Source organism: Streptomyces tsukubensis (assembly GCF_003932715.1).
In the GTDB taxonomy this organism is placed as follows: Bacteria; Actinomycetota; Actinomycetes; order Streptomycetales; family Streptomycetaceae; genus Streptomyces; species Streptomyces tsukubensis.
The window spans coordinates 1,003,640-1,019,119 of the sequence record NZ_CP020700.1 but is presented as its reverse complement, the minus strand read 5'-3'; the positions used below and the strand labels follow the sequence as shown (position 1 = coordinate 1,019,119).

Genomic DNA, 15,480 nt, shown 5'->3' with positions numbered 1-15,480 from the left:
CAACCCTTCGTCAGCCGCCTGTGAAGGATGACCTGTCGGGTTCGGGCGGACGAAGGTGCCCGGCCGCTGACGCGGCTTCACCCCGAGGAACTTCCGGATCGGACATGGTCCGGCGGTTCCGTACTGCCTGGGTCCTCCACTCCTGCCGATGCACTTCTGTCGACCAGTAGTCCGGAACGGCGGCAGGACTCGGCGTCCGCCCGGACCGCCCCGCCGAGGTGACGGGGGCTTGTCGTCCCAGGGATCTTGACCCACCGACTGCCGGATTTCGAAGTCAAAACGGCGATATGTGAGTTTCAACACGAATGCGGCGTTCGTATGAACATGACCCTGTCCGGGCCCCTGAAAGGGCACTCGGAACACCCCGTACCAGCGCTGGAGTAAGACTTTCCGGTAGAGGGATCGTCATTCGTCCGCAACTTGACGGTAGGTGTTACCGGCGGTTCGACTCCACCGATTGAGGGAGGGGGAATCCCACTCGATCAGCGGTTGACGAGTGGACGGCGGTCCGTCAGGGCGGCGACTGCGGTGGGATGGTCACCCGGAATGTCCGCCTTTCGCCGTCGAGAATGCGGAGGGCGTGGCCGAGCGTCCCGGTGTGCAGCTCACTCTCCCCGCGCCGGTGCATCAGAGTCAGGGCGTCCCGGAGTTCGGTGGCCCGGCTCACCAGGGCCTGGGCCGCGCGAAGGGCTCCGTAGGTGTGTTCGGAGCGGGCCGGGTTGATCCGGCCGACGAGATCCGCGACGGCCAGATAGGCGTCGACGACCTCGGCCTCGGCACGGGTCAGTGCGGGCAGGGGCGGCGGTTCGGGCCACGGTGCGGAGGGATTCACCGCGGGCCGCCGCCGCCACCGGTGCCGGCGGCCGGTCCCGCGGTGCCGGGGCCGCCGTCCCGGCCGGGCCGCGAGGAGGCCTTGCGGCTGCCGATCACCTGGTCGACGAGCCCGTACTCCTTCGCGCCCGCCGCGTCGAGGAACAGGTCCCGCTCCAGATCGGCCGCGATCCGCGCCCGCTCCCGGCCGGTGTGCCGGGCCAGCAGATCCACCGTCAGGGCGCGCAGCCGCAGTAGCTCCCGGGCTTCGATCTCCAGATCCGACGGCGTGCCCCGGACCGGTTTGTCGAGGGCGGGCCCGCGGAGCGCGACCCGGGCCCCCGGCAGCGCCATCCGCTTGCCCGGCGCCCCGGCCGCCAGCAGCAGCGCGGCTGCCGCCGCCACCTGGCCGATGCAGGTGGTCTCCACATCGCAGACCACCGTCTGCATGGTGTCGTAGATCGCCAGCATCGCGCTCGGGGAGCCGCCGGGGGAGTTCAGGTAGAGGGCGATGTCCCGGTCCGGGTCGGCGTATTCGAGATGGAGGAACTGGGCGATCACGTCGTTGGCGGCCGTGTCGTCCACCGGGGTCCCCAGGAAGACGATCCGCTCCTCCAGCAGCTTGCTGTAGGGGTCGAGGGTACGGGTGCCCCGCGAGGTGCGCTCGGTGAACTGCGGGAGGACGTGGCGGGCGGCGGGACGATTCATGGCGTACCTCTCCTCGGTCCTGGACGGGCGGCTGCCGTCGACCCGTCTTCCGTAAAAAATGTACAGGACGTACAGAGTCGCGCCCGGGGTTCGGGAAGCTGCGGCGGTGGTGAACTGCCAGGTCGGGCGGGGGATTTCGCGCTGAGCGAGCGGCGCGGCGTCCGGTGGGCGGACCGTCCCGGTGCCCGATCGCGGCCGTTGCCGCCGATTAAGCTGAGCGGCATGGCCTACGAGATTCCGGTGACGCAAGCCCGCGCTGAGCTGGCCGAACTGATCAACCGTGTGGTGTACGGCGGCGAGCGGGTGGTCGTGACCCGGCACGGGAAGCCCCTCGTGGCACTGGTCTCCGCCGAAGACCTCGACCGGCTGGAACGGCTCAGCGAGGACGAGGGCGAACAGGCGATCTCCTCCGTGTCCTCCCTCGGGCACGCCGCCCCGCACGCCGGCCCCGGCCCCGGCCGCTTCGGGCTGACGGCCGAACACCGCGGCCCCGGCGCCCCCTGAACCACCGCCCCGACGGCGGACCGCCCCGACGGCCTGCCGGCCCGGCGGCACCCGCCTCCGACGGTCGTACCGCTCAGCGGTACATCACTCACCGGTTATTGGTTCGGTAAAGAAACGCCTGTGCGATCTGTTCGTGCTGCCCCCGAGGCGAAAGGATCCTGCGGAGAAGTCGACAGAAGGAAAGAAAGGGGGAGTTCTCCGTGAGACGCGCAGCAGCGCTGGGTTCGGCGGGCACTCTGATAGCGGGCACCCTGGTCGCGGGAGCGATGACCGCCCCGGTCGCCAGCGCCGACAGCGGCCGCGGCGGCACGTCCGAGACGCGCGGTGTACAGCTCGCCGCCGACCGGGCCGCCGCCAAGGGCATCGACTGGGCGGACTGTCCCGCCGACTGGGGGCTTCCGAAGCCCATCCAGTGCGGCACGGTGACCGTCCCGCTCGACTACAAGCGCCCGAACGGACGGCAGATCACGCTGACCGTCGACCGTATCGGCCACACCGGCACCCCGGCCGAGCGCCAGGGCGCACTCCTCTACAACCCCGGTGGTCCCGGCGGCTCCGGCCTCCGCTTCCCGGTGCGGGTCACCAGCAAGAACCCGCTCTGGGTGAACACCTCGAAGGCGTACGACTTCGTGGGCTTCGACCCGCGCGGCGTCGGCCGCTCCACCCCGATCTCCTGTGTCGACCCCCAGGAGTTCGTGAAGGCCCCGAAGGCCGACCCGGTGCCCGACAGCGAGGCCGACAAGCGCGCCCAGCGCAAGCTGGCGGCCGAGTACGCCGACGGGTGCGCCGAGCGCAGCGGCTGGATGCTGCCGCATATGACCACCGCCAACACCGCACGTGACCTCCACGTCATGCGGGCGGCCCTCGGCGAGAAGAAGCTGAACTTCCTCGGCGTCTCCTACGGCACCTACCTCGGCGCCGTCTATGCGGAGCTGTTCCCCGGGCACGTCCGCCGCATGGTCGTCGACAGCGTCGTCAACCCGTCGCGGAAGAAGATCTGGTACCAGGCCAACCTGGACCAGGACGTCGCCTTCGAGATGCGGTGGAACGACTGGAAGGCCTGGGTCGCGGCGAACCACGCCACCTACGGCATCGGCGACACCCCGGCGAAGGTCGAGGCGCAGTGGCAGAAGCTGCGCGCCGCCGCGAAGAAGGCCCCGCTCGGCGGGGTCGTCGGACCGGCCGAACTGCTCTCCTTCTTCCAGGGCGCCCCCTACTACGACTCCTCCTGGGCGCCCACCGCCCGGATCTGGAGCAAGTACGTCGCCGGTGACACCCAGGCACTCGTCGACGCCGCCGCCCCCGATATGACGGACACCGTCGGCAACGCCCGCTCCGAGAACAGCAACGCTGTCTACACGGCCGTCGAGTGCGCGGACGCCACATGGCCCACCGACTGGCGCACCTGGGACCGGGACAACACCCGGCTCCACCGCGACTACCCGTTCCTGACCTGGTCCAACGCCTGGATGAACCTGCCCTGCGCGACCTGGTCGACCCGTCAGGGCCCGGCCGTCGAGGTCAACCCCGGCAAGGAACTCCCGGGTGTGCTGATCGTCCAGGCCGAACGTGACGCGGCCACCCCGGTCGCCGGCGCCTACGAGCTGCAGAAGCGGCTCAAGGGCTCCCGGCTGATCCTGGAGAAGAACGCCGGCTCGCACGGCGTCACCGGAATCGCCAACGCCTGCGTCAACCAGCGCGTGGACGCCTATCTGCTCAACGGGACGCTGGACAGCCGCAATGTGACCTGCGACCCGCACGCGGTGCCCAAGCCGTAGTCCGTGCACTCCGCCGGACCCCGCGCCCGGGGTCCGGCGGGAGTACGTGAAGGGGCGGCCGGATTCCGCCGGTCGCCCCTTCTGCGCGCCGTACTCCGGGACCACCACCCGCCCTGCCCCGCTCGGATGCGTACCTTCTCGGTCAACTCTGATCATTTACAGGCGCGTTGATTCGTTTTCCGTTCCTCACCGGTCTGGGCCCCGGTCGCTTCCCGGGCGTTTTCAGGTCGGCTGTCCGGTAGCGCTTCCGCCGGCTTCGGGAAGGGCATAGCGTCGGCCCGGGCAGGGAGCCGGGAGCAGGGACGCGCACGGTGCATGAACGAAGAGGGCTTCGATGACTGCGGCTGACCACGGTGCACAGGACCGGGACGGGGAATCCGGTACGGAGAGCGGCGGCCTCCTCGGCCTGCGCTCCTGGGCAGGTCATCTGATCAGCCGGGCCGACGCGATCCTTCCTCCCCGGGGGAAGGGGACACCGGCCGACCAAGTCCTCCCGGTGCTCGCCCAGCTCGCCGAAGTGACGGCACTGCTGGGCGACGACCCCCTGGCTGCCCGGCTGCTCTACCGCAGCGGAGCCCTGATCGCGGTCCGCGGCCTGGGGGCCGCCGCGCTCCCCGGCGACCGGGAGAAGGCCGAGCGCCTGCTGCGTACCGCCCGGGAAGTACTGCGGGGGCAGCCCGGGCCGGACGGAGCCCGCGCCGCGTTCTTCCTGATGCTGATCATGAAGGACAAGCCGGGATACGGCCAGGAAGTGGACCAGGCAGGGACGGTCGACTGGGCCCTCGCGAACGGTGCGCAGGACTTCAACACACGACTGGAGGAGTTCGGGCTGCTGAGCGCCGAGGCATATCCCGTGATGGCCGAGATGGCAGCCTCTCTGAATCTGGAAGGGCGGGGCGAGTTCGAGGCGCTCGGCCCGCTGATGCAGGCGCTGCGGGGCGGCTTCCCCCAAGCCGGCGGCGACTTCTCGGAACTGCTCCGGCTGGTTCCCGAAGGCTCCCCGATGCAGGCCGCGTTCCAGGCGGTCCTCCCCATGATGGAAGCGATGGGCCTCCGGCCCTTCGGCACCACCGGCACTCCCGAACCGGAAGACCCTGACGGGGCGAGCGATCCGGCGGGCCGGACGGTCCCCGAGGCCGCCGTGAGACCACCGGAAGCGGTGGAGCGGGACACGGCCCTGACCCTCGGTCTTCTGGGGACCGCGGTTCCCGGATCGGTGAACCCCGAGACCCTCCGCCGGCAGATGGACGCCGTGGACAGCCAACTGCGGGACCTCGCCCGGCAGCGGGACGGCGCGGAGCCCCCGGACCGGAAGACGACCCCCGCGGACATCGCCCTCGGGGCATTGGGCTCCACCATGGCCAAAGTGACGTCGGCGATGGGGGAGGGCGACCTCGGATCGCTGGACGCCGTACTCCGGATGCTCCACGACGCCACGGGGGCCATGCCCGCCGACGACGAGCTGACCGAAGCCCTGAACGCCGTCCGCCCCATGATGCTCGGCATGGGGGGCGGACTGGGAGGAAACCTTCGGGACAGCGAGACCGGGCGGCAGTTACTGGAATCAGCGGCCGCCCGACTGGCCGCCCTGCCGCCCGCGGCGGACTTCGACTCGGTGCGCTTCCGCACGATGTTCCAGTGCATGGTGGCCTTGACCCGCGCCGAGCAGGCCAAGGAAGCCGGGGACGGTGCGGCCCTCGCAGAGATCATCACCGAGCTGGAAGAGCTGCTCTCCATCCTGCCGGAGAACGACTTCGCCCGCTTCCAACTGCTTCTCGTCCTCTCCCGGGTGATGCTCGCGCACGGATCCGTCACCGATGACCAGGAGGAACTGATCGCCGCTGCCCGGCTCTTCGATCAGACGGTCGGATCCGATTCCGCCCCCGCCTTCGCGCGCCCCTGGCTGAGGGATCTCCAGATCTCCGCGGCCACCCTCCGCGCCGATCTGGAATCGTCCCCCGAACTGCTGCGCCGGAGCCTGGACGATGCGCACGGCGACGGCTCCCACGACCCGTCCGCCGAGCTTCCCCCGAACCTCCGGACCCACCAGCGCCTGGGTATCGGCTACGGCCGGAACTCCCTCTTCCGCCTCACCAAGGACCCCGCCGAGCTCGACCGTGCCATCGCGGAGCTGGAGAAGCTCCGCGAAGAGGTACGGGCCGGGGAGGGCAGCCGACAGGCCGCCGAAGGGCTGTGGCAGCTCGCCAGGGCGTATCAGTCCCGCTGGGCACTGGCCCAGGATCTCCACTCGGCGACCCGCGCGGCCGGAGAATCGCTGCGTTTCCTCGCGGCGGACGTACTGCTCCAGAGCGGTGCCGAGCACGGTCTCCGCGCCGCCCGGGACGGCGCGGTGCGGGCCACGACGGCCGCGAGCTGGGCCTCGTCCCACGGCTGGTTCGAGGAGGCCGTCGCCACACTGGAGTTGGGCCGGGCGATGGTCCTCCACGCCGCCGCCGCGTCCGCGGCCGTACCCGAGCTGCTTGCTGCGCGCGGTCACCCCGCGCTCGCGGACGCCTGGCGGGAACACGAATCCGGCGAAGGAGGGAATGCCGGGCACGCCGGGGATACGGACCCGGTGACCGAACTCCCCAGCAGTCTGCGCCGCCAGGCCCTGGAGGCGCTGGGATACCAGGACGACGGACCCGGCCAGGGGCCGTTCACCGCGCCCACCGTCGAGGAACTGCGGGCGGCCGTGGCCGCGGCCGACGCCGATGCGCTCGTCTACCTCGTCCCCACCCACGGCAGCGCCCCGGGCACCGCCATCGTGCTCGGGCCCGACATCAAACCCGGCTCCCTGGCACTGCCCCTGCTCATCGGTGAACGTGCCCGCCCCCTGGAGGCGTACCTCGACGCGGCGGCCGCCCGCTCCCGGCTCCCCGCCGACGCCGGTCCCGCCGACCGGGAGAACGCCGAACAGGCCTGGGAGAAAGCCCTCGAAGAACTCTGCGACTGGGCCTGGCCCGCCGTGATGGGCCCCGTCCTCACCGGCCTCGCCGAAGCCCTCGCCGCCAATCCCGCCCGGCGGAAGGGCCGTCCGGGCCCGCCCCGGCTGATCCTGGTCCCCTGCGGCACCCTCGGAGTGGTGCCCTGGCACGCCGCCCGCTTCCTCCGCGGCCCCGGCAAACACGCCCACTGCTGCGAGATCGCGATCATCAGCTACGCGGCCTCCGGAAGCCAGTTCCTGCGGACGGTGGCCCGCTCACCTGTCCCGGCCGCCTCGGCGCCCGCCCTGATCGCCGACCCGCGGATGGACCTCACCCGGGCCGAACAGGAAGTCGCCGCACTGCACGACGCGTTCTACCGGAAAGCGACGCTGTACGGGGAGTTCTACGAGCCGCCCGCGCCGACGTCCGGCACCGGTACCCCCGACGAGGTACTCGAACTGCTGTCACCGGCAGGTTCCCCTGCCGGCCCCGCACCGCTCTCCCTGCTGCACATCGCCTCCCACGCATCGGCAGGAATGCGCCCCACCGTCTCCGCACTGAAACTGGCCTTCCCGGCAGGGACCGAAGAACTCCCACCGGAACAGGGCGGGCCCGGCAGCGCCCCCGACCTCGGCATGCTGACCGTCAGCCGGCTCCTCGACGAACGCCGCCGGGCCCCGGTGCCCAAGGACACCGGCCCCCTGGTCGTCCTCAGCGCCTGCGAGACCGACCTCAGCACCCGCGACCACGACGAGGCACTCACCCTCGCCACCGCCTTCGTCGCCCGCGGTGCCCGGGACGTCGTCGGGTCCCGATGGTCCCTCCAGGACAGCTCATCGGCCGTGCTGATGGCGGTCTTCCACCACCACCTGAGCGTCGAGGGCCTGCCACCCGCCGATGCCCTGCGCGCCGCCCAGCTGTGGATGCTCGACCCGAACCGTGAGCCGCCGCCCACGCTCAGCGGTGAACTGCTGCGCGAGGCCCGCCGGCCCGGCCTCGAACGGCTCCCGGCCTGGGCCGCCTTCATCCACCAGGGCCATCCCGGGCCCGCCCGGCCCCCCGCGGCCGATCCCGACCGAGCCGAGGGGAGGCCCGCATGACATCCGAGGAGCTCCTCACCCTGATCGCCCGGCACTGGCCGGACATCCGGCAGACCCTGCCGGACGAGCAGTACACCGTACTGGCCGACCGGATCGTCGCACTCGCCCGGGCGGAGAACGACCCCCGTGAGCTGCGCCGGGCGCTCCAAGGCGTACGCCTCGCCCTGCTGCCGCTGCCGCTGGACCACCCCGTACGGCTGGCGCTGGAGACCACCCGGCTCGCTCCGGCAGCCGTCGGACCCGGCCTCGCGGAACAGTCACTGCGGCTGGCGGAGCTCGTCCTGAACTCCGCCGCGGAACCGGCGGATCAGCCGGAAACCCCGCACCAGGACCCACCGGAGCAGGGGCCCGACGCCGACACTGCCGAGATCTTCGGCTCGGTCCGCCGCCGGCTGCTCGCCACCCCCACACTCTCCCCGGACGAAGCACGCGAACGCTGCTCCGGAGCCCCACCGGGCGACGGGCTGATCCGGCTCGACGATCCCCTCCGAGGCCCCCGCTACCCGGCGTTCCAGTTCCCGGAAGGGGCCCAGGGCCCGCCGTCCGTCGTCCGCGAGGTCAACCGGCTGCTCCTCGCCGAAGAGGACCCCTGGGGCGCGGCCGACTGGTGGCTCAGCGGCAACCGCTGGCTCGGCGGCCGCCCTTCCGAACTGCTCGGCAGGCTCTCCGACGAACTGCTCATCGGCGCCGCGGCGGCCATGGTGGAGGTGGACTGATGCCCGATCGCCGCCCGCCCGACGGCTACCGTCTGTCGCCCAGGATCTCCACCCTCCCGGCCGGCACCGAGCTGTGGCGCTGCCACTCCGCCGCCCGCCCCGCCGAGACCTTCAACCCGGTCGCCGCCGACTCCCACTTCGGCGGCGCCCGCTTCGACGGAACGGTGTACGACCCCTACCCCTTCCTCTACGCGGGTACGGAACCGGCGACCGCCCTCGCGGAGGTACTGCTGCGATCGGTGGACTTCGACGAGCGCTCCGGCCGGCGGCTGGTGCCACGCGCCTGGATCGCGGGGCGGGCCCTGAGCGTTCTGCGCACCCGTGTCGAACTCAGACTGATCCGGCTCGTCTCGGAGGAGGATCTGGCCGCCGTCTGCCAGGACTCCTGGCTGCTGGAGGCGGAAGGCGCGAGCTATGCGCAGACACGGCGCTGGGCCAGCGCGCTGCGGGCCCAGGCTCCGGAGGCCCAGGGTCTCCTCTGGCAGTCCCGCCGCCACCGCCCCCGCAACGCCGTGATCCTCTTCGGTGACCGCTGCGGTCCCGATGCGGTGAAATCCGATCCGGCCAGAGGAGTTGCGGACCTCGGTTCGCCCACCGGCATCACCCGGACCAACCGGCTGCTGGCACCCCTGCGCGCGGCGGTGGCACCCCCCGGTGCGTGAACGACGGGTACCGGCGGATCGGGTTCCCCGACGCGACGAGCGCAGGGAAACCCGATCCGCCGGTACGGTCAGGAGCGCCGTCCCGCCTTCTTCGCCGCTTCCAGTTCGGCCTTGACCTCGGCCGCGTACCGGTCGACGTACTCCTGACCGGAGAGTTCGAGCACGGCGTACATGATCTCGTCCGTGACCGCGCGCAGAATCGCCTTCTCGTCCTCCAACCCGGCATAGCGCGAGAAGTCCAGAGGTGTGCCGAAACGGACGGTGACGCGCTTGATTTTCGGCAGGGTCTGGCCGGGCGGCTGGATTTCGAAGGTGCCGACCATGGCGCACGGGATCACCGGCACCCCGGCCCGCAGCGCCATCACCGCAACCCCGACCTTGCCCTTGTAGAGCCGGCCGTCGTGCGAGCGGGTCCCTTCCGGATAGATGCCGAGCAGTTCGCCCTTGCTCAGTACGCCGAGCCCCTCGCGGATCGCGGCCCGGCCCGCGTCCTGGCCGGAGCGGTCCACCGGGATCTGGCCCGCGCTGCGGAAGAAGGCGGCCGTCAGCCGGCCCTTCAGACCCGGCCCGGTGAAGTACTCGGCCTTCGCGAGGAAAGTGATCCGCCGTTTGAGGATCGCGGGCATCAGGAAATGGTCCGAGAACGACAGATGGTTCCCCGCGACGATCGCCGCGCCCTCCTCCGGAATATGCTCCAGGCCCTCGATCCGGGGCCGGAACAGCAACCGCAGCAGCGGCCCCAGAAGCACGTATTTGAGTACGTTGTAGAACACTTCGGGGTGCTCCTTCAGCAGTGGGCCGGTCAGTGCGGGATCCGGGCTGAGCGCCCCTGGTCACACGGAATTCTCGAACTCGGTCATTTTATGTGTCCGGAAGTGGGTCGGTCACCGCCGCGGACACCGCGGCGACCGCCGCCGCGGCCCCGATTCCGCCCGATTCCGCAGGGGGGAGCCGCCCGCTGTTGCGGGCCCCGGTTCCCGGGGTCACCCTGGGCTGTAACCCGGAAGCGCCGGTCGAGCACTCTCCGTCATCCTCGGGGTCCCTTAGCCGGGAGAGTCCGCACTGTCGCGGTGAGGAGCATGGTCATGCACGGTCACGGTCAGGCGGAATGCCGTTACCGCATGGAGGTGCGGGCGACCCGGGAGCGGATCCCCCAGATCCGGCGGATCCTCGCGGCCCATCTGCGGCACTGGGACCTCGAAAACCACATCGCCCCGGTCTGCCGTGCCGTGGACGAGTTGATAGCCAATGTCGTCCAGCACGTGCCCGGTGACCCGACGTGCGTTGTGGAGCTGCGCTGGTCCGGCCGGAGACTCAGCGCGTCCGTCGCCGACCGTGACCCCAGGATGCCCCGGATGACCAGCTCCAGTCCGGCCCGGGGCGGGCTCGCCACCGTCGGCCGGCTCAGCGACAGCTGGGGCACCTGCGGTACGGACGAGGGCAAGGTCATCTGGTTCACCCGCACCGTCGACCGGCGCGGACGGGTCCACGGGGACAGCGGTCCCCGGGCGACCCTGCCCCCGGTCGGGGCCGCCCGCCGGCTGCCGGGGAGCGCCTCCGCTCAGTTCCGGGCGGCGATCATCCCCACGGTCAGCAGCCCCAGCACCACCCAGCCGAACCAGAGCCACCCGTTGCTGCCGAGCGCCACCGTGTAGGCGGTCACCGCCACCAGGGCGCCGACGGTGATGACACCCATCGTTCTCGTGGATCCGGGCATACGAGCCCTCCTCGGACGACGATCGCGGCCACCGCCATCGTCACCCGGGACCCCGGTCCCGCGCTACCGCCCGGCGGCGCCGGACCCGGTCTCCCGGACCGCCGGACTCCCGCCCGCGGCCGCCGCGGCCTGCGAGATCTCGTCCCCGGAGGCCACCGCATCCTCGGCGGCCACGGCGGGCTCCTTCGGGCCGCCGCGGGACGCGCCCGCCGGACCGCCGCTGCGCGCATGGAGCTGCGCCAGATAGGCGTTGTACGCCGCCAGCTCCTTGTCCCCGTCCCGGTCCGCCGCCCGGTCCTTGCGGCGGGCCTGCCGCTGGTCCGAGCGGTACCACTGGAACACGAGCGCGATCAGCACCAGCACCGAGGGAATCTCGCTGAACGCCCAGGCGATACCGCCGGCCGCGTGCTGGTCGGAGAGCGCGTCGATGCCCAGCGACGCCGGAGGACTGTCGTACGTCCCCACCATCGGCGTGCTCGCCATCATCAGCGCGATACCGAAGAAGGCGTGGAACGGCATGCCCGCGAACAGCTCCAGCATCCGCATCACATAGCCTGGCCGGTGCGGACCCGGGTCCACGCCCATGATCGGCCAGAAGAACACCAGGCCGACCGCGAGGAAGTGGATCATCATCGCGATATGGCCCGCCTGGGAGCTCATCAGGAAGTCGAAGAGCGGGGTGAAGTAGAGCCCGTACAGACTCGCGATGAACAGCGGGATCGTGAACGCGGGGTGCGTGATGATCCGCATGTACCGGCTGTGCAGCAGCGCCAGCAGCAGCTCGCGGGGGCCCTTCCGGCCCCGGCCCGCCACCGGCAGCGCCCGCAGCGCCAGCGTCACCGGCGCACCGAGCAGCAGCAGGATCGGCGAGACCATGCTGATGATCATGTGCTGCACCATATGCACGCTGAACATGACCATGCCGTAGTCGTTGAGCTTGGTGCACATCGCCAGCAGTACGGTCAGCACACCGGCGACGAAGAAGACGGTACGGCCCACGGGCCAGGCGTCGCCCCGCCGGACCAGACGGGTCACACCCCAGGCATAGAGGGCGAGCGCGACCAGCGAGCCGATCAGGAAGAACGGGTCGGGGGAGAGTTCCAGCCCGCGTCCCAGCGTGAACGGCGGCAGGTCCATCGACGTGCCGTGTTCGCTGTGATCCATCCGGCGGCTCCTGATTCTGCTGGTCGTGCTGTGCCGAACCAGAGTAGAACCGCCCCCCGGCCGCAGCTGCGGCCGGGGGGCGGTTCAGGGTGCGCGTACGGGCTACAGCACGCACTCCGCCTCGTCGTACCGCGCGTCCGGGACGGTCTTGAGCGTCTCCACGGCCGTGCCCAGCGGCACCAGCGTGATGTCCGTACCGCGCAGCGCCGTCATCATGCCGAACTCGCCGCGGTGCGCCGCCTCCACCGCGTGCCAGCCGAACCGGGTCGCCAGGACCCGGTCGTACGCGGTCGGCGTGCCGCCCCGCTGCACATGGCCGAGGATCACCGGCCGCGCCTCCTTGCCCAGACGGGCCTCCAGCTCGTTGGAGAGCTGGCGGGCGACCCCGGCGAACCGCTCGTGGCCGTAGACGTCCTTGCCGCCCTCGTCCCAGTTCATGGTGCCCTCGCGGGGCTTCGCGCCCTCCGCGACCACGACGATCGCGAACCGCTTGCCCGCCTCGAACCGGGCGCCGACCCGCTTGGCCAGCTCCTCGATGTCGAAGGGCCGCTCGGGGACGACGACCGCGTGGGCGCCCGCCGCCATTCCGGAGTGCAGGGCGATCCACCCCGTGTGGCGGCCCATGACCTCGACGATCAGCACCCGCTGATGGGATTCGGCGGTGGTCTTCAGCCGGTCCAGTGCCTCCGTCGCCACCCCGACGGCGGTGTCGAAACCGAAGGTGACATCGGTCGAGGCGATGTCGTTGTCGATGGTCTTCGGGACGCCGACGATCGGCAGCCCGCCCTGGGACAGCAGATGGGCGGCCTTCAGGGTGCCCTCGCCGCCGATCGGGATGACCGCGTCGAGCCCCAGGTCCGCGCAGTGCCCCTTGGCCAGTTCCACACCGTCCCGCAGCTGCTCGGGCCGCACCCGGGACGAGCCCAGGATGGTGCCGCCGCGGGCGAGGATGCCGCCCACCGCGTCCAGGTCGAGCTTGCGGTAATCGCACTCCAGCAGGCCCTTCCAGCCGTCGTGGAAGCCGATGACCTCGTCGCCGTGGTCGACGACCGCGCGGTGCACGACGGACCGGATGACGGCGTTCAGACCGGGGCAGTCGCCTCCGGAAGTGAGCACACCAATGCGCATTGCCCGAATTACCTTTGCAACGTGGGCCGACTCCCGGACCACGTCGTCCGGCTGGATCACCCCTCACCCTACCGGCGTACGGGCGCGCGGGCCGAATAGGGCGTCCGCCTGCTGGGACGCCCGGGCCCGTGAACGGTGCCGCAGCCGGGACGCTCGCCCGGCCGTCCGGCCCCCCGGCCCTACCCTCGGACCGGGGCCGGACGGGGGCCCGAACGGCCGGTCCGGGCCCCGGACGCCGTGGTCAGGCGGGCTGGGTGGCCGCGGTGATCCGCTCGTTGCGCAGCGCCTCGTACCAGCGGTCGTCCACCGGCGGCAGCGCGTTCACGTCCAGCGCCAGCTTCAGCAGCAGATCGGCGATCTGCGGATTGCGCGCCATGACCGGTCCGTGCATGTACGTCCCGAACACGGTCTCGTTGTACGCGCCCTCCGTACCGTCGCCGGTGCCGTTGCCCCGGCCCAGGACGGTCCGCGCGAAGGGGCGGGCGGTGGGGCCGAGATGGGTGATGCCCTGGTGGTTCTCGAAACCGGTGAGCTGCGGCAGCCCGAGCCGGGGGTCGATGTCCGCGAGGACGTCGCCCACACAGCGCTCGCCCTCGCCGCGGGTGGAGATCACGTCGATCAGCCCCAGGCCCGGCTCCCGCTGGCCGAGGTCGTTGATGAACTCGTGCCCGAGGATCTGGTAGCCGGCACAGACCGAGAAGATGATCGCGCCGTTCTCGGCGGCCCGGTTCAGCCCGCCGTCACGGCGCAGCCGCTCGGAGGCCAGCCGCTGCGGGCGGTCCTCACCGCCGCCGATCAGATAGATGTCGCCGGACGTGGGGATCGGCTGGTCGCTGCGGACGTCGACCCGCTGGACGTCGAGGCCGCGCTGCCGGGCCCGCCGCTCCACGACCAGCGCATTGCCCTGGTCGCCGTAGGTGGACAGCAGGTCGGGGTAGACCCAGACCAGACGCAGGCTGTTGTCGGCCATGCTGGATGTAGCCTTTCTCGGTTCTCCGGAGGTCCTGCGGTCAGTTGCCCACACGGCGGCGGACGTCCTGGAACGCGGTGTAGTTCGCGATCAGCTCGATCCGTCCGGGCGGCGCCATGGCGATCGCGTCGTCGACGGTGTCGCATACCCGGAAGTCCAGGCCCGCCACCTCCAGCCGGACGGCCAGGTCCAGCCGGCGGTCACCGATCACCATGATCGGGTGTCCGGCGAGCCGGGTGTAGTCGACGTCCCACAGCCACGATGTGTCCGTCCCGTCGGCGCCGCGCGCGTTCACCGAGAGGATCACCGGGGTCGGCGGCGGGTCGATCAGCGAGAAGGTCTCCAGCCAGCCGGCCGGGTTCTTCGCCAGCAGCAGCCGCAGCTCGCGGTTCTGGAAGCTGACCACGTCATAGCGGCCCGCGACGGCCTGGACCTGGTACATCCGCTCCAGCGCCACCTGCGGCGGCACCCCGAAGCAGGCGGCGACGGCGGCCGAGGTGGCCGCGTTCGCCTTGTTGGCGCGGCCCGGGAGCTGAAGGTGGATCGGCCAGGCCGAGCCGTGCGGGTCGAGGACGTGGTTGCCGCTGAGCACCCAGCTCGGCGCCGGGCGGCGGAAACCGCACTCGCCGCAGAACCAGTCGTCGCCCGGCCGCTGCATCACACCGCCGCAGGCGGGGCACGACCAGGCGTCGTCCTTCCACTCCTGCCCCGCGGCCACCCACACCACATGGGGGGAGGAGGACGCGGCCCACACCACCAGCGGATCGTCCGCATTGGCGATCACGACGGCCTTGGAGCCCGCGAGGCCCTCGCGCCACTTCTCCGCCAGCATCCGGGTCTCGGCGGCCCGGTCCAGCTGGTCCCGGGAGAGGTTCAGCAGCGCGATCGCCTTCGGCGTCACATCGCGCGCCACGCCCGCCAGATACTTCTCGTCGACCTCGATGACGCCGAACTTGGCGTCCGAGCCGCCCGCCAGCGCGGAAGTGATTCCGGCGGGCATATTGGCGCCCAGGGCGTTGGAGACCACCGGCCCGGCGGCCCGCAGGGCCTCCGCGATCAGCCGCGTGGTCGTGGTCTTGCCGTTCGTGGCCGACACGAGGACCACGTCCAGGTGCTGCGCCAGCCGCCCCAGCAGATCGGGGTCGAGTTTGAGCGCGACCTTTCCGCCGATCACCGACCCGCTGCCGCGTCCGGCCGCGCGTGACACTGCCGCCGCTGCCTTGCCGGCCGTCACAGCGAGCTTGGCGCGTGGCGTCAGTGGCTCCGAGGTGCCTGCCATGGTCCTTGATCCTCCTTGCA

11 protein-coding genes, 2 pseudogenes and 1 riboswitch are annotated in these 15,480 nt (G+C 71.4%); of the genes and pseudogenes, 6 read left to right on the top strand and 7 right to left on the bottom strand.

Going from position 1 to position 15,480, the window contains the following annotated elements:
• Positions 1-163, bottom strand: a riboswitch (cyclic di-AMP (ydaO/yuaA leader).
• Between the two features lie 348 nt (positions 164-511).
• Both B7R87_RS03120 and B7R87_RS03115 read right to left on the bottom strand, forming a co-directional pair.
• The gene (locus B7R87_RS03120) at positions 512-832 is read right to left on the bottom strand and encodes a hypothetical protein (RefSeq protein WP_130585336.1); all 321 of its coding nucleotides are present in this window, start codon (positions 830-832) and stop codon (positions 512-514) included.
• Positions 829-1,518, bottom strand: coding sequence for an ATP-dependent Clp protease proteolytic subunit (locus B7R87_RS03115; RefSeq protein WP_130585335.1), 690 nt, complete (start codon positions 1,516-1,518; stop codon positions 829-831). Before B7R87_RS03115 ends, B7R87_RS03120 begins: the two co-directional genes overlap by 4 nt.
• A 222-nt stretch (positions 1,519-1,740) precedes the next feature.
• Between B7R87_RS03115 and B7R87_RS03110 the strand changes: the two genes are divergently transcribed.
• From B7R87_RS03110 to B7R87_RS03090, 5 genes are all read left to right on the top strand, one after another.
• Complete coding sequence (locus B7R87_RS03110) at positions 1,741-2,022, top strand: type II toxin-antitoxin system Phd/YefM family antitoxin (RefSeq protein WP_130585334.1); 282 nt, start codon at positions 1,741-1,743, stop codon at positions 2,020-2,022.
• Positions 2,023-2,222: 200 nt separating this feature from the next.
• Complete coding sequence (locus tag B7R87_RS03105) at positions 2,223-3,800, top strand: alpha/beta hydrolase (RefSeq protein WP_040916904.1); 1,578 nt, start codon at positions 2,223-2,225, stop codon at positions 3,798-3,800.
• 334 nt (positions 3,801-4,134) lie between these two features.
• A complete protein-coding gene (locus B7R87_RS03100; RefSeq protein ID WP_006350542.1) occupies positions 4,135-7,824 on the top strand; it encodes a CHAT domain-containing protein in 3,690 nt (1,229 codons plus the stop codon).
• Positions 7,821-8,540, top strand: a complete 720-nt coding sequence (locus B7R87_RS03095) for a hypothetical protein (RefSeq protein WP_006350543.1) — start codon at positions 7,821-7,823, stop codon at positions 8,538-8,540. Before B7R87_RS03100 ends, B7R87_RS03095 begins: the two co-directional genes overlap by 4 nt.
• Complete coding sequence (locus B7R87_RS03090) at positions 8,540-9,202, top strand: RES family NAD+ phosphorylase (protein WP_006350544.1); 663 nt, start codon at positions 8,540-8,542, stop codon at positions 9,200-9,202. Before B7R87_RS03095 ends, B7R87_RS03090 begins: the two co-directional genes overlap by 1 nt.
• A gap of 68 nt (positions 9,203-9,270) precedes the next feature.
• Here the strand turns inward: B7R87_RS03090 and B7R87_RS03085 are convergent, their stop codons facing one another.
• Positions 9,271-9,975, bottom strand: a complete 705-nt coding sequence (locus tag B7R87_RS03085) for a lysophospholipid acyltransferase family protein (RefSeq protein ID WP_006350545.1) — start codon at positions 9,973-9,975, stop codon at positions 9,271-9,273.
• Here B7R87_RS03085 and B7R87_RS34370 point away from each other — a divergent pair.
• Positions 9,892-10,515, top strand: a pseudogene (locus B7R87_RS34370) (hypothetical protein); the annotation flags it as partial. The gene B7R87_RS03085 and the pseudogene B7R87_RS34370 sit on opposite strands and share 84 nt — an antisense overlap.
• 626 nt (positions 10,516-11,141) lie before the next feature.
• On the opposite strand, the pseudogene B7R87_RS03075 reads toward B7R87_RS34370, so the two are convergent.
• The 4 genes and pseudogenes from B7R87_RS03075 to B7R87_RS03060 form a co-directional block, all read right to left on the bottom strand.
• Positions 11,142-12,083: pseudogene (locus B7R87_RS03075) on the bottom strand (cytochrome c oxidase assembly protein); the annotation flags it as partial.
• 102 nt (positions 12,084-12,185) lie between these two features.
• The gene (locus B7R87_RS03070; protein ID WP_006350549.1) at positions 12,186-13,211 is read right to left on the bottom strand and encodes a 6-phosphofructokinase; all 1,026 of its coding nucleotides are present in this window, start codon (positions 13,209-13,211) and stop codon (positions 12,186-12,188) included.
• Between the two features lie 241 nt (positions 13,212-13,452).
• Positions 13,453-14,181: a type 1 glutamine amidotransferase gene (locus B7R87_RS03065; RefSeq protein WP_006350550.1), complete on the bottom strand. Its 729-nt coding sequence runs from the start codon at positions 14,179-14,181 to the stop codon at positions 13,453-13,455.
• Between the two features lie 40 nt (positions 14,182-14,221).
• Entirely contained in the window at positions 14,222-15,460 is a 1,239-nt protein-coding gene (locus B7R87_RS03060) for a MurT ligase domain-containing protein (protein WP_006350551.1), read from the bottom strand.
• Positions 15,461-15,480: the final 20 nt, after the last annotated feature.

What these genes read in the sequence shown, in the direction of transcription:
- B7R87_RS03065 (WP_006350550.1), bottom strand. Translation starts at nt 14,181, where the DNA reads ATGGCCGACAACAGCCTGCGTCTGGTCTGGGTCTACCCCGACCTGCTG.
- B7R87_RS03095 (WP_006350543.1), top strand. Translation starts at nt 7,821, where the DNA reads ATGACATCCGAGGAGCTCCTCACCCTGATCGCCCGGCACTGGCCGGAC.
- B7R87_RS03115 (WP_130585335.1), bottom strand. Translation starts at nt 1,518, where the DNA reads ATGAATCGTCCCGCCGCCCGCCACGTCCTCCCGCAGTTCACCGAGCGC.
- B7R87_RS03090 (WP_006350544.1), top strand. Translation starts at nt 8,540, where the DNA reads ATGCCCGATCGCCGCCCGCCCGACGGCTACCGTCTGTCGCCCAGGATC.
- B7R87_RS03100 (WP_006350542.1), top strand. Translation starts at nt 4,135, where the DNA reads ATGACTGCGGCTGACCACGGTGCACAGGACCGGGACGGGGAATCCGGT.
- B7R87_RS03110 (WP_130585334.1), top strand. Translation starts at nt 1,741, where the DNA reads ATGGCCTACGAGATTCCGGTGACGCAAGCCCGCGCTGAGCTGGCCGAA.
- B7R87_RS03070 (WP_006350549.1), bottom strand. Translation starts at nt 13,211, where the DNA reads ATGCGCATTGGTGTGCTCACTTCCGGAGGCGACTGCCCCGGTCTGAAC.
- B7R87_RS03060 (WP_006350551.1), bottom strand. Translation starts at nt 15,460, where the DNA reads ATGGCAGGCACCTCGGAGCCACTGACGCCACGCGCCAAGCTCGCTGTG.